The 15,263-nt window shown below is 54.0% G+C and carries 8 protein-coding genes; all 8 read right to left on the bottom strand.

The genetic code is table 11. The features are described 5' to 3' along the window. Positions 1 to 331: 331 nt before the first annotated feature. Positions 332 to 1,801, bottom strand: coding sequence for a DHA2 family efflux MFS transporter permease subunit (locus tag BP95_RS0114990; protein WP_028532591.1), 1,470 nt, complete (start codon positions 1,799 to 1,801; stop codon positions 332 to 334). After that, a complete protein-coding gene (locus BP95_RS0114985; protein ID WP_028532590.1) occupies positions 1,798 to 2,025 on the bottom strand; it encodes an MbtH family protein in 228 nt (75 codons plus the stop codon). The genes BP95_RS0114990 and BP95_RS0114985 overlap by 4 nt, the downstream gene beginning before the upstream one ends. 186 nt (positions 2,026 to 2,211) lie before the next feature. Then, entirely contained in the window at positions 2,212 to 9,426 is a 7,215-nt protein-coding gene (locus BP95_RS0114980; protein ID WP_028532589.1) for an amino acid adenylation domain-containing protein, read from the bottom strand. Between the two features lie 15 nt (positions 9,427 to 9,441). After that, positions 9,442 to 10,395, bottom strand: coding sequence for an isochorismatase (locus BP95_RS0114975; RefSeq protein WP_028532588.1), 954 nt, complete (start codon positions 10,393 to 10,395; stop codon positions 9,442 to 9,444). Between the two features lie 270 nt (positions 10,396 to 10,665). Next, positions 10,666 to 12,291, bottom strand: a complete 1,626-nt coding sequence (locus tag BP95_RS0114970; protein ID WP_028532587.1) for a (2,3-dihydroxybenzoyl)adenylate synthase — start codon at positions 12,289 to 12,291, stop codon at positions 10,666 to 10,668. Positions 12,292 to 12,294: 3 nt separating this feature from the next. Next, positions 12,295 to 13,554: an isochorismate synthase DhbC gene (gene dhbC / locus BP95_RS0114965; protein ID WP_028532586.1), complete on the bottom strand. Its 1,260-nt coding sequence runs from the start codon at positions 13,552 to 13,554 to the stop codon at positions 12,295 to 12,297. Positions 13,555 to 13,597: 43 nt separating this feature from the next. Beyond that, on the bottom strand, positions 13,598 to 14,383 hold the full coding sequence (locus BP95_RS0114960; protein WP_028532585.1) for a 2,3-dihydro-2,3-dihydroxybenzoate dehydrogenase: 786 nt from the start codon (positions 14,381 to 14,383) through the stop codon (positions 13,598 to 13,600). Positions 14,384 to 14,398: 15 nt separating this feature from the next. Continuing rightward, positions 14,399 to 15,250 (bottom strand): alpha/beta hydrolase, encoded by an 852-nt coding sequence (locus tag BP95_RS0114955; RefSeq protein ID WP_028532584.1) that lies wholly within the window; start codon positions 15,248 to 15,250, stop codon positions 14,399 to 14,401. Positions 15,251 to 15,263: the final 13 nt, after the last annotated feature.

Raw genomic sequence — 15,263 nt, 5'->3', positions numbered from 1 at the left:
AGACGATTTCAATACATCTCATGTTACTGTTCAACCACCTAAAATTTCAATACATCTAATGTTACTGTTCAACCTAGATAAATCAGGCTTTTGCAAAACACCAATATAGTAATTTTACTATAACCACACGGGTTTCACTATAATTTTCCCAACCTAAAACGAAATTTTCTCAAAACTCGTCAAAATTGTTCTAAACCTTTACTCTACTTGGATATTGCCTCTATCACTTATCCACGACGGTTGGGAAAAAACAGACTATCTTTGTAATAAAGATAGAATATTGAAACATGAAATTCTAATATTTGGGCATAGATACGTGATCTTTTATCCCCTATCCTTCAGTCTTTACAGGCTTCGTCGCAGTAATGGAAGATTGCCGAGATTTCATGGTCGCGGCAGCGTCGCTGTCCTGGATTCGGAAGGCCGCACATAAGCCAATGAGCAGAAACGCAGCAGCACCGAGCAGAGCGGAACGGTAAGCGAAAAGATTCATTTCAAGCTGTCTGGCATGGGCAGCTTCTACAGCTCCGTTCGCTAGTTGTCCGCTTGCCATCGCAGCCATGATGGCGGACAATACGGCCATTCCTATGGCCGGTCCCAGCCTGTTCTGAACCGCAAACCAAGTGGTTGCGCGCCCCATCGAGGCTGTCGGTACATTTGAAAAGGCTGCGATCTGAACGGCTCCAACTGCATGTCCCAAGCACAGGCCGACCGCGAACAGCATGCCTCGTATGAGCCATGGGTTCGTTCCCGCCCCAACCATGCTTAGCAGTACGAAGATCACCGATGTGCAGAGCAGTCCGACTATAATAATACGCTTGGGCCCGTACCTTGGATAGAACCGTGGTACAAGCTGCGAGGACACCATAAGTCCCAATGCCTCGGGGAAAGTCGTCAAGCCGGCATCTAAGGCCGAAGCCTGCAGCGCATGCTGATACATGAGCGGAAATACATACAGCATGCCGAGCAATCCCGCAGCGGAACACATGGCGACAAGTCCTGCCGTCCGGAACAAACGGTCTTGCAAGAGCCTTAAATCCAGCAACGGCTTCTGGACTCGCAATTCAACGAAGAACAGTGCTGCCAGCAACACCGTTCCCACACTGCCCGCAACGATTATTACAGGTGAATTCCAGCCCTGCAGCGAACCTTGGCTAAGCGCGTACATCACCAGTCCGAGCCCTGGTGCCGACAACAGGACGCCCGGAATATCCAGACGGCCTGCCTCTTGCTCTTTATGCTCCTGTAAGTACAGAAGGCCAAGCAGCAAAGCAGCAATTCCGAGCGGCAAATTCACATAAAAAATCCAGCGCCATGAAAGATGCTCGACCATCACACCGCTCAGGATTGGCCCCACAGCAGGTGCAATTGCGATTGGCAGCACGAGCGACCGTGAGATTTTGGCCCGCTCCTGAGGAGGAAATGTCCGGAACAGCATGGCCATTCCGAGTGGAGTAATTAAACCTCCCCCTATCCCCTGCAGGATGCGGTAGAAGATTAACGAGTGTACATCTGCAGCCGTTCCACACAGAACCGACGCACCAGTAAATATCGCAAGTGCGAGCAAGAAGATGCGCTTGGTGCCCCATCTGTCTCCCAGCCAGCCTGCCAACGGGAGAACGATCGCAATGCTTACCAAGTATCCTACGTTAAGCGCTCCCGATGCGGCTGGCGGAATGTGAAACTCGTCGCTTATCGTTTTCAGCGCAACGTTGAGGATAGTCGCGTCCATGGCAACCACGAACATGGCTGCCACGTACACGATGCACACTGCTTTTTTCGGATCCAAGCGCCTGCTCATTGAGCCTCTTCCAGCACAGATGTCACTGACGCCACTAAGCTTCGGGGCCTCATATCTATCCAATGTAAATTAATATATTCGATGCTCTCTTCCCGAGAAGCAGGGCCAAGAACCTTGCACCAGCCCTCAGGTACGGCCGCGAAGGCTGGCCAAAGCGAATATTGCTCCTCATCATTTCGCAGCACCAAAAACGAGCCGTCTGCTTGCTCAAAAGGATTTGCCATTCTGCAACCTCTCCCCTTCATAAGTAGATTTCATGTGAATTTCATTGAAAATAATTAGTTCGCACTTTGCCACGAATATATTGATCCCTTGTTCCCCTTCCCCTTAACTTGCTCAACTAATCACTTCAAAGGGAAGATGGTCTCCTAAAAATAGAGGATACAGAGAATACCCGATACAGAGGATACCTACACATGGATTTCAGAAACGTCCTTCCTACTGCTCTCATTTTGAAGCTTTACTAGGATGCTTGCCCCAATTTCAGTTAAAGGCCCTGGCTGGCATAAATCTTTATGCCGGCATGCAATATCATGGCGTTCGATACAACCACCCACATAAGGAATCCACATCTCCGGCTCAATCGGATCGAACCAGTCTGGAATGATCGTCGAGCGGAAGAACAGCAGATCGCCCTCGTACCTTCTCGGCACATAAGCACCCAACAGACGAACCGAATTCTCATACGTAACCTTCAAATTCATAATCGTCGCTTCATCCAGCGTAGCCAAGGCGCTGCTGTCACTGCGCAAAATGCGGATTGCGTTTGCAATCGTCAGCGGCTCATCGCCGATACTGTCGCGGTCATAGCCTCCCAAGGCAAGCAGGGCGGTCAACGCTTCTTCTTCATCCGGTTCCCCCCGAATCGGCAAATAGTGGCTCGGATAGGCGTCCAGCATAGCCAGAAACGCAACCTCTTCCCCTTCCTCTTGCAGCTGCACAGCCATCGCATGCGCGACATTGCCGCCCAGCGACCAGCCCAGCAAGCGGTACGGCCCCTGCGGTTGAACCATGCGGATGTGGCGAATATAGTCAGCCGTCATCTCGTCAAGTGTCTGCGGAAGCTCCTCTGCCTGCGCAATTCCGCGTGCCTGCAAGCCGTAAATTGGATAATTCACGCCAAGATGCTTCATTAATCCGGCATAGCACCAGCTTAAGCCACCTGCCGGATGGACGCAGAACAGCGGAATCTCTTCGCCATGCGTCCGCAGCGGAAGCAGCACTTGAAGCGCACTGTTCCCGCTGTCCCGATCTAGCTCCATTCGCTCCGCGAGTCCAGACACGGTTGGCGCCTCGAACAATACCGCAATGCTAAGCTCTCGTCCAAGCGCTTCTCGGATGCGGCTGATAAGCCGAACCGCAAGCAGCGAATGTCCTCCCAGCTCGAAAAAGCTGTCATCGATTCCGACGCGGCGAAGACCCAGCACTTCGGCGAACAGATCGCAGAGCACCTCTTCATGCGGCGTTCTCGGGTTGCGCCCATCTGCATCAAGGGCAATATCAGGCGCCGGGAGCGCCTTGCGATCCAGCTTGCCATTCGGCGTGAGCGGCAGTGCATCCAGCCCAATAAGGGCTGATGGCACCATGTAATCAGGCAGCATGGAAGCCGCATGTCGGCGCAGCTCCGCCGCATCCCAAGGGGTATTTGCAGCAGGAACCACATAAGCCGCAAGCCGCTTGTCACCTGGGTTGTCCTCCCGCACAATGACCGCCGCCTGAGCTACGCTTGGATGTCTGGCAAGCACGACTTGAATCTCGCCCAGCTCGATGCGGAAGCCGCGAATTTTCACCTGATGATCTGCACGGCCCAAATAGTCCAATCCACCACCAATCACACGCTTCGCCAAATCTCCGGTGCGGTACATTCTGCTTCCAGGCGGGCCGAATGGATCGGCCACGAACCGTTCCGCCGTCAAGCCCGGCCGACCCCAATAGCCGCGTGCCAAGCCTGCTCCGGATACGTACATTTCTCCTGTTACGCCATACGGTACGGGCTGCAGTGCATCATCCAACACATACACCCTCAAATCCGGAATCGATTCGCCGATAAGGCTGGATGCTCCCGGAACGTCACTATTGCGGTTCAGCTCATTGAAGCTGACATGAACTGTCGTCTCCGTAATCCCGTACATATTAATAAGCCGCGGCGAATCATCCGCATGCCGTTCGTACCAATCTCTCAGACGCCCCAGTTCCAGCGCCTCTCCTCCGAAGACGATATAGCGCAGCGACAGCGCTTGCCCGAGGTTCGGATGCTCCCTGTCCGCCTGCATGAGTTGATAGAAAGCAGACGGCGTCTGATTCAGCACCGTTACCCCCTCCTGCACGAGCAGACCCAAGAACTCCTCTGGCGATCTGCTGACAGCGTGAGGCACGATGACAAGTCGGCCCCCATGCAACAGTGCGCCCCATAGTTCCCATACCGAGAAGTCAAAGGCATAAGAATGGAACAACGTCCACACATCATCGGCACCGAAATGGAACCAATGCTCGGTTGCGGAGAACAGCCGCACCACGTTCTGATGCGGAACAAGCACACCCTTCGGCTTGCCCGTGGAGCCGGACGTATAAATGATATAAGCCGGACTGTAAGGAGAGAGCTTGCGCCTGCACAAATGGTCTACAGGATCAGATTCGGAACAGCTTGCTAACTGGCGTATCACTTCCGGATCATCCAGTAGGATGCGCGGCACAGCCCCCATCCCTCCATCCGGGAGCTTGTCAATCGTGCGCTGATCCGTCACGATACATACAGGGCCTGCGTCCTCCAGCATATAGGCAAGCCGCTCCGCTGGATAATCAGGATCAAGCGGCAAGTAGGCTGCCCCTGCCTTTAATACAGCCAATACGCCGACGATCATTTCCATCGACCTTGGCAAAGCAAGCGCTACAATATGCTCCGGCCCAACCTTGTGCTCCATCAACAGATGCGCCAAGCGGTTTGCCTGTTTGTTCAATTGTCCATATGTTAAAGTCACGCCTTCATGAACAACAGCAATGGCCTGCGGCGAACGGGCAGCCTGCGCTTCAAACAATTGCGGAATTGTGGCCTGCGCAGCATCTGGGACAGATGAACTCCATGCCAGCAAATCCTGCGCTAGATCATGCCGCTCCTCTGGCAGCAATATATCAATTTCTCCAATCGGTTTGCTTGGTTCTAAGACGATGCTTTCCAATATGCGCACATAACGCGCAGCTAGCAGCTCAACCGTATCGCGCTTGAACAGGTCTGCGCTGAACTCCACAATCCCATCCAGACCATCCGGCGCTCCATCTGCGTTGCGACGCTCGTTCAATTCCCAAGTCAAATCAAACTTCGCCGTACCCACGCTCTCAAGCTGTAGGCTTGACGATAAGCCTGGGAATTCCAGCGACGCTTCCGGCGTATTTTGCAGCACGAGCATGATTTGGAAAAGCGGGTGCCTAGCACGCGAGCGAACCGGATTCAGTATTTCCACAAGGCGCTCGAAAGGCACATCCTGATGCTCATACGCCTCCAAACTGACCTTGCGCACTCTGGACAGCAACTCTTCAAAGCCTGGATTGCCCGACGTGTCGTTGCGTATGACAAGTGTATTGATGAACAGACCAATCAAACCGTCAAGCGCATCATCATTGCGGCCTGAGATCGGACTACCAAGTGGAATATCATTGCCCGCCCCAAGTCGGGTGAGCAGCACGGCCAACGCAGCCTGCAGCACCATGAACAAACTGGCCCGATTCCCTCTCGCAAGCTCTGTCAGCCGACCATGCAGGACAGGATCAATTTGCAGCTGGACGGTGCCTCCCATATGGCTAGCGGCTGCAGGTCTCGGATAATCAGTAGGCAGCTCCATCTCCTCTGGCAAACCCTTCAGTGCTTCCGTCCAGTAATCGAGCTGGCGCGCGATAAGACTGTCCGCTTGATCGGTGCTTCCAAGCAGCTGTTCCTGCCACAGCGCATAATCAGCATATTGGACAGGAAGCCGTGTCCACGCATGCGCCTTGCCCCGGCAACGAGCCTCGTACGCAATCGACAAATCACGAGTCAACGGCATGAGCGACCAGCCATCGCCTGCAATATGATGCAGCAGCAGCAAAAGAACCTGCTCGTTCGCCGCCGTTCGGAACAAGTGAACTCGCAGCGACGGCTCCTCCGAGAGACGGAAGCTGTATCGTACTGCTTCCTCTAGCTTGCCGTTCAGTTCCTGCTCGCTTACGTCCAGCACCTCGAATGGTATTTGTACATCCTTTGAATTTAGTATCAGTTGACTTGAAGTACCATTCTGATCCGGGAAAATCGTACGCAGTGTCTCATGACGATCCACCACATCATAAACAGCTGCCTGAAGCGCCCCGACATTCAGTTCACCCGACATTCGGGCAACAAGCGGAATATTGTAAGTAGGCGTTGCCCCCTCCAGCCGGTACAGAAACCATAGTCGCTGCTGGGCAAAAGAAAGTGGCAGCCGCTCAGGCCGCTTGCCTAAGCTCGCGCGGATGGCTGGTCTCTGCTCCTGTGCAGAATCGAGACGCCGCACGAGAGACGCTGCAGTTGGCGCTTCGAACAGGCTTCCGATATTCATCTCAACGCCGAATGCCTCTCGCACACGCACCATAACTCGTCCCGCGAGCAAGGAATGTCCGCCGAGAGCGAAGAAATCATCATCGATGCTTACGCGAGCAAGCCCCAGCACCTCTGCGAATAAGGCGCATATGATTTCCTCTTGCGGTGTACGCGGTTCGCGTCCCAATGCTGCCGCAGCGCGATCCGGCGCAGGCAGAGCTTTGCGGTCGATTTTACGGTTCGGTGTAAGCGGCATTGCGTCAAGAACAACGAAAGCGGACGGCACCATGTAATCCGGAAGCTTCCGTGCTACATATTGACGCAGTTCTGCAGGTTCAAGTCCAGACGATGATGATGGAACCACATAAGCCGCCAAACGCTGTTCACCCGCATGATCCTCATAAAGCGTAACCGCTGCTTGTGAGATGTCAGGATAGGCACCCAGCAGCGACTCGATTTCACCCGTTTCAATCCGGAATCCGCGCAGCTTCACTTGGTGATCCGCACGTCCCAAATAATCGATCGTGCCGTCTGCCAACCAACGCACCATATCTCCTGTACGATACATTCGCGTACCAGGAGAACCGAATGGATCGGCAACGAAGCGCTCAGCAGTCAAATCCGCACGTCCCAAGTATCCGCGCGCAAGTCCGGCGCCTGCAATATACAATTCTCCCGCTACCCCGGGAGGCACTGGCTCCAATGAACTGTCGAGCACATACAGCCTTGTATTCCGAATTGGACGTCCGATAGACGGTTTGTTCGTTGGACTATGATCAAGCAGCCCCGCAGTCGAATAAATTGTCGTTTCCGTCGGGCCATATTGATTGTTAACCTCGCCGTTCAACTCCTGCAGCGCCAGCTTCAACACGAGTGGCATCGCCTCGCCGCCCGTAATCATCTTGAGCCCGGCGAATCGTTCCGGCCTACTGTCGGCAAGCGCCTGCCACAGTGTCGGCGTCGCCTGCATGATCGTCGCGCCTGTCGCTGCAATCCTGCTTGCCAGTGCGGACGGATCCAGAATTGTTTCCTTACGGGCATTGTCGAGTACAGATCCGGATATAAGCGGCAGCAGCAGCTCCATTACGGATATGTCAAATGATATTGTTGTGACGGACAGCATCCGATCCTGTTCACTCAGCGCCAACCGGGCCTTCATGTCATGCAGCAGATTAGCCAAGCCGCCAAATGTAAGCATGACCCCCTTCGGTCTCCCAGTGGAGCCGGAAGTGTAAATGACATATGAAATATGCGATGCTGAAATTGCCATGATCCTGTCCTCATCCGTAGGATTGTGAGCAGGTGATTGCGCCAGCGCAGCTATGGTTGCCGATTCATCCAGCACGATAGTCTTCCTGCTGCAAGGTGGCAAGCTCACTGACGTCTCCTTCGTCACAATCAGACAGACTGGATCAGCATCCTCCAGCATATAGGCAAGCCGTTCGATTGGATAGTCCGGATCAAGCGGCAAATAAGCGGCTCCTGTCTTGTGGATAGCCAATATAGCAATGACCGCATCCACCGAGCGTGGGAGAGACAGCGCCACAATACGATCGGGCCCGACAGCGCAGGAAATGAGATAATGGGCAAGCTGATTGGCCTTCGCATTCAACTCTCCATATCGAAGCTGTTCGTCCTCGCACACGACCGCAACTGCTTCGGGAGCGCGCTCCACCTGTTCCTCGAACAACTCTGGCACACTTATGCTCGGCACATCATGTGCAGTATCGTTCCATTCCTCAAGCACCTGTCGGCGTTCTTCAGGCGTAATCACCGGAAGCTGTCCAATAGGCAGATTCGATTCTGCATGCGCAATTCCATCCAATAGATGCAGGAAGCGCTTCTGATGGGCATACAGCTCATCCAGGCTGTAGATTTCCGGATTCGCGTCGAAGTCGAGACGCAGCCCACTGCCATCCGCATGGCTGTATACGTTAATCGTCAAATCATCGACAGGCCCTGCGGACAGGTTGCTGACTTTGCCGCGATAGCCTGCGAAGCTGACATCCTCGACAAAAGGCATGACATTAATAAGCGGGCCGATTAACCTGCGATTATCGCCAAGCAGCTTCAAGTCTCTGCGCAAATCCTGATGGCGATACCCTTGATGACGCCGAATCATGCGGATCTCGCGTGTCACCTCACGCAGCAGGTCGCCAAGGCTTCTCTCCGGACTTACCTCCACACGCAGCGGAAGCAAATTCATGACCATACCAGGAACGCGCAATGCGGCTGATCCTAGTCGGCACATTACAGGCAGACCAAGAATGATCTCCTCTTCCTGTGTCAACCGATGCACATATATCGCGGTCGCTGCTGCGAGAACATCCGGCCAGCTTGTTCCCGACTCAGCTGCAATCGACTGCCATCCGCTCACGGTGGCAGCCGGAATATGCGCAGTTCGGCGCACGAAGCGACGGGCCGTTCGCTGCGCATGTCCTCCTAGGCTTACTGCTTCCGGCCTGTCGGAGAAGCGCTCCAGCCAAAATTCCCGGTCACGGTTCATCTGTTCCGATGAACGATATGCCGCATCCTCCTCCAAAATGGATTGCAAGGAACCGAACGTTCCTGCTCCATTCGGAAGATCGTATGTTAATGCTGTATAGTTTTGCGCTACACGCTGCATCAGCAATGCTGCGCCGAATCCGTCAATGACAATATGGTGAATGCGCTGATACCAGAGGTACCGCTCGCTCTCGATCTTAAACAGTGCCTCCGTAAAAAGAGGCCCCGTATGCAAATCAACGGACTTCTCCATATCGCGGTTCATCCACGCTCGGGCTGTGCCTTCCGGGTCAACCTCTCTGCTTAGATCAATCATGTGCAGCACCCAGTCGTCTGTGGGGACGATCTTCTGCCATGGACCGTCTGCATCCTCTCCAAAGCGGACATGCAGCGCCTCGGCCTCTGTCACCGCCTGACGCAGAGCCGCTTCGAAGCGAGCAGGATCTATCGGCCCGCGGATGTCCACACATTCAGCGGTGTTGAAAATAGGGTTCTCAGGATCGAGCTGCTGCGCGAACCAAATTCCTGCCTGCGCCCCCGATAGCGGCCATCGTTCCTTCTCCTGATCGTGCATGATGATGACCTCCTTTTATATCGAGTAATAATCATAATTAGGCACCGAGTTACTGTTGAGCTTGGCGGACAAGAGCTCCCACCAGCCTGCTACCGTCGGCCGTTCCGCCAATTCCACGAAGCTTACCGCAATGCTGCTACGCTTCCAGCGTTCCACTAAGCTCATAATCCGAATCGAGTCCAACCCCCATTGCGTGATTAGATTATCTTGATCGCCAATCGCAGACGGCTCCTCCTGCAGCAGTTGCGCAACCGCGTCGCGCACAGATTGCAGTGTTACCGAAAATCCCGCTTCTGCTCCAGCTGTTTCCTCTGCTTCCTGCTCGGCAGCATGCCGGTTAAGAGCGTTCAGAACCCGTTCCGTCGTTGCCACTACTGCACAGCGCTCAGCCGCATAGGTTAACGCCATGCGATGCTTGTCGAGCGAAAAATCAGCTACCGCATCTGCAATGAGAAACGGCTGGACATCCTGCATAAATGCCTCACACGAGGTCATTAGGCAGCCAATATGCGCGTAAATCCCACATACGAGCAACTGATCCCGTCCACGTTCCCGTAATATTTCAAGCAAATTCGTTTTCTGAAAGGCACTGTAGCGCCATTTTGTCACGAGAATATCGTTCACCCTCGGCGCCAGCTCGTCTACGAATTTTTTCTGGTACGGCCCATCATTAATTCCCGACCCCCAGAAGTCTTGCAGCAATCCGCGCTGCTCAGGAGTCTGCCCCCCTGGCTGCGCCGAATACACGACAGGTATGCCAAGCTCCGAACAACGTTCGCGCAGCTCCTTAATATTCGCAATCAGTTCGACCAACGGCGATTCGCCAGCCTGATAGGCATCGACAAAATACTGCTGCATGTCATGGATGAGCAGTACGGCACGGCTTGGATCCGGACTCCAGTCGACCCTGTTCTCTGGCAGTTCTGCCTCACTTGGCATTCGATATGGAAGGATAGTAGGAAGACCCATCGTTTCTCCTCTTTTCACTAGTTTTTATGGATAAACTCTGCAACAACACGAGACATTTTCATGAACACGAAACCTTATCACTTACTCTTCACATACTCCTATAGGCACTCACAAGAACTTCTTCTAGTGGCTCGCAGACACTTCAGACAATTCTTTTAGGCGATTATTCAAGCGTTTCTTCAAGCGTTTCTTCAAGCACTTCTTCTATTGCTACTTCAGTTACTACTTCTAATGCTTCGTTACATCTCTAAATGCATCTTCTCTTATCACTTACTTCTTGCTCAATGCTTCCTGCTTCGCAGCGATCAGCTCCCGCAGCATCTTCTTGCTCACCTTGCCGACTCCCGTCTGTGGAAAGGATTCGACGAACTCCACGCGGTCTGGAATTTTATATAATGCAAGCCCTCTTTCTCTTAGAAAAGCCTTCAACTCGCTGCCCGTTATGGCAGCTTCATAGGGAATGACGAATGCGCATGTGCGCTCGCCAAGAAATTCATCCGCCATAGACACTACAGCGGCATCATGCACACCAGGATGGGCAAGCAAATGATTCTCGATTTCCTCAGCCGCCACCTTATCTCCGCCGCGATTGATCTGATCCTTCGCCCGCCCTTCAATCACTAAATATCCAGCCGGAGTCATTCTGGCCATATCGCCTGTGCGATAAAAGCCGTCAGACGTAAAGGATCTTGCGTTGTGCTGCTCGGCTTGGTAATATCCGCGAATGGTGTACGGCCCGCGCGTCAGCAAATGTCCCACCTCGCCCAGAGCCACTTCGTCATCCTCATCATCGACGATGCGAATTTCATCATACGGAGACATCGGACGGCCCTGCGTATTGATGATCGTCTCTTCAGGGTCATCGAATCTCGTATAGTTCACCAAGCCCTCTGCCATCCCGTACACCTGCTGCAGCGTGCAGCCAATTGTCGTTCTTACCCGCTTGGCAGCTTCTGCGCTGAACTTGGCGCCTCCAACCTGCAGCACTTCCAAGTGAGTGAGGTCGTAGCGGCGCGATTCCGCGGCATCCAGCCAAATTAAGGCGAGCGGCGGCACAACGGCTGCAATGGTGACGCCTTCCTCGGCAATAAGCGGGAAAGCCTCATCAGGGCTCGCTCCGCGGGCAAGCACGATCCGCCCTCCTGCATATAGCGTGCCAAGCACGCCGGGAGAGCTAAGCGGATAATTATGCGCAATCGGCAGCACCGCCAGATATACGCTGTGCTCATTCAACGCGCAAACTTCTGCGCTCATGCGCAGGCTATATATGTAATCGTCGTGCGTCCGTGGGATGAGCTTCGGTAATCCCGTTGTCCCGCCAGATAATTGGAGGAAAGCGACATCCCGGGAGCTAGGCCCCTTAATCTCGCCAATGCTAGGCTCAGCATACAGATCATCCAGCGCTGTATATTCGCCTGGCTCACCTACAACAATAACGCGGCTTGAATCTGGCAGCGTGTCCTTCACCTGTGCGGCGAGCTCGCGATAATCGAACCCCGCATCCTTATCAGGGATCACATACGCGGCAGCCTGTGTGAACTCACATAAGTAGCCGATCTCGTTCCTGCGGTGCACTGGCAAGGAGAAGACAGGCAGTGCTCCGATGCGAAACAGCGCAAATATGACTTCAAAAAATTGCGGAATATTCGGAAGCTGGACAATAACTCGATCCTGCGCCCTAATCCCCAAACGATAGAATCCAGCAGCAAGGCGATCCGCCTGCTCATCCAGTTCCGCATAGCTGACTCGCCGATCGCCGCTCACAATTGCGATGCGATCTCCATATCGGGCTGCACGGTGGCGCAGCATCGTGCCGAATGTCTCTCCCTGCCAGCATCCTTTCTGTCTATAATGTTCAGCAAATTCTTCCGGCCATGTCGGGCATCCTGCCAGCATCGTTCATCCCCCCTGCATCATCATCGGTTGTTGTTCATTCAGCCCCATCGCTTGCAGCAGCGTGCGAAGCTTGGCGGACGTCTCGGCAAGCTCCGCTTCCGCGGACGAGCCGACTACGATTCCCGCTCCCGCAAAGAGACGAAGCGAGCGGCCCTCCACTTCCGCACAGCGAATCGTAACGGCCCATTCTCCGTCTCCATTCGCATCACACCAGCCGACCGCCCCCGTGAAGAACCCACGCTCGAACGGTTCAATCTCCCGGATCAAATTCCGAGCGGCCTCCGTAGGCGTTCCGCAAATGGCAGGCGTCGGGTGCAGCGCCAGGGCGAGCTCCAAGGAGGATATGTCATGATTCGCAAGTTCGCCGTTTATTTCCGTAGACAAATGCCACATTGTTTTCGTAGACACGAGCGACGGCCCTTCTGGCACATGTAGCTTGCTGCAATATGGACGGAGAGCGGATACGACCGCCTCAATGACGACCGCGTGCTCATGCAGATCCTTCTCCGACCTTAGAAGCTGTGCGGCACGCCGCTCATCCTCGTTCGGATCATCACTGCGTGCTGCTGAACCAGCCAGCGGATTCACCTTGATTTGCATTCCCCGCTTCGTTACGAGCAGCTCGGGGCTTGCTCCAATTAACGTTTGGGCCATTCCTTCCGCAGCAGATACGCCCTTGTCCTTGCTTGCATGCGGGTGCTCCATCGTTAAAGGCACTGCAAACGTATAACCACGGGTATTTTGGCTGAGCAATCGATGCAGCAAGCGCTGCACATCCACATCATGCGTCAACGTCACTTCCAAGGATCGGGACAACACCACCTTCTGGAGTTCGCCCGTTTGCAATCGCTCAAGAACCTGGTTAACGCCTTGTTTATACTGTTCTGGCTCCGGAATTGCTCGTACACAATAACTGTCCTGTTCCGGTTCCTGTTGCAAATAATCATGCGCATCCATGCGCAATGGCTCGTACCGATGCACTTCCTTCGGTACATATAGACACACAGGCTCCTCCATGTGAAAAGGAATTGCACCGACAACGACCGGGCAATCACGATCCCCCTGCCGAGCTGCATCCAACAGCTTCGACACGGCCTGAGGCAAGCTCTCTTCATCCACAGCCTGCCAATCCACCAGCCGCGCCCATTCCCCGTGTGTCAGCAAAGCTCCTTGAGGCGACGAGAAAAGAAAGGACGATCCCGCCTGATATTGTTCCAGAAGCCGTATCCCCTCACTTGTGGGAACGGTATCGCATTTCAACATGTCAATCGACTCCTTCCGATATATCAGTCACCTAGCCTAAGCATCAACATCCCAATGTCGCACCGCCGTCGATACACATGTCGTGCATCGTGATGTGTCTTGCCTGTTCGGATGCGAGAAACACAACAGCATCGGCAATGTCCGATGGCTGCGCGATTCTGCCCAGCGGTATCCCAAGGCGGAACGCTTCCGGCGAACCCGCAATCATTGCTTCGGCTCCATTCTGTCCATTCCACAGTGAGCGCTGCATCTCCGTATCTGTAGAGCCTGGTGACACAATATTGCAGCGAATATGATGACGAGCATATTCCAAGCCCAAACACTTCGTGAACATCGTTGTAGCTGCTTTCGATGCCGCATAGGCGGACATCTGCGTGCGTGGTACACCGGAGGCATTGGAGCCTACGGTCACAATCGCTCCCGATCTGCGCTTGGCCATACGCGTTACGACAGCGCGCGACATATAGAATACGCCATTGACATTGACACTGAAGGTCGACTGCCAATCTTCATCGCTGAGCATCTCAATCGGGCCAAGCCGCAGTATGCCTGCCACATTAACAAGAACGCCGATCGGGCCAAGCTCTTCTTCTATCCGCCCCACCGTTCGATTCACGGCCGTACTGTCGGATACGTCGACTGAATAAGCAGCGGCATGATATCCGCCAGCATCAAGTTCGGCTGCGAGGCTGGTGCAACCAGCCTCATTCCGATCGACGACAGCCACGATTGCACCCTGAACGGCAAGTGCACGCGCCACCGCCTCTCCGATCCCCTGAGCCGCGCCTGTAACAACAGCTACCTTGCCTTCAATCCCTGAATATTTCATCCTGCCAACCTCTCTTTATTTTTCCGGGTGTAGTGCGAATCGCAGCGCCCGGCTCACCAATATTGGAAGTACCGAAACATGGCCTTCCTGCTCAAATTCCTTGTATTCCGCCTCTACTCCGATGTCTGCTGATATAGCCGACAAACGGTTCGCCAGCTCGTTCGCACGCTCACAGTTACGGCATACATGCGTTTTTTCAAGCTCTCCTGCACCAAGAAGCACCTGTGCAGGAAATGAGCGTTCTCTCATTCGTGCTTGCGCGATGAAGTTTCGCTCCAGCTCTTGCATGTAGTCCGGATTCCAATGGAGCGATGGACTGCCCGCGATGTAATATCGAAAAGCCTCTGGCTTGCTGAACAGCGTATAGATCGTGAACAAGCCGCCCAGCGAGTGACCGAACAGTGCCTGACGATTGCGGTCAATCTGGAACTCACTCTCGATCTGCGGCTTCAGCTCCTCCTCAATGAATTGCAGGAAAGCCCTCGCCCCGCCTTGCTCGGGGAGTGGTGTGCCGTCTGAGCGCTGTTTGAAGTCCGAGGCAGGCAGCGGTGTGAAGTCGTAGAAGCGATCTGGTGCATATGGTCCGTTCGTCTCATAACCGATTCCTACCACAATAGCGGGCAGCACTCCGGTCTTATCCGGTCTGCGGCATTGCAGCCGCAGCGCTTCCACCATCATGCCGAATACGGAATTGCCATCCAGCAAGTAAATAACCGGATAACCGCTTGGTGGAGGCGATCCTAGGGGCTGAGCCACCATTATTTGATACGATCGCCGTTCTGCGCGTGAACGAAGCACCCACTGTTCTGCAAGTGGAATCTCGATCCTTCGGCGTGAAAAGTCGGTAAGCGTCGGCGTTGATTTCATTTGTTCCAACCGC

This window comes from Paenibacillus sp. UNC217MF (assembly GCF_000686865.1).
In the GTDB taxonomy this organism is placed as follows: Bacteria; Bacillota; Bacilli; order Paenibacillales; family Paenibacillaceae; genus Paenibacillus_B; species Paenibacillus_B suaedae.
Note: the sequence above shows the minus strand (reverse complement) of the source record. Positions and strands in the feature narration are given on the sequence as shown.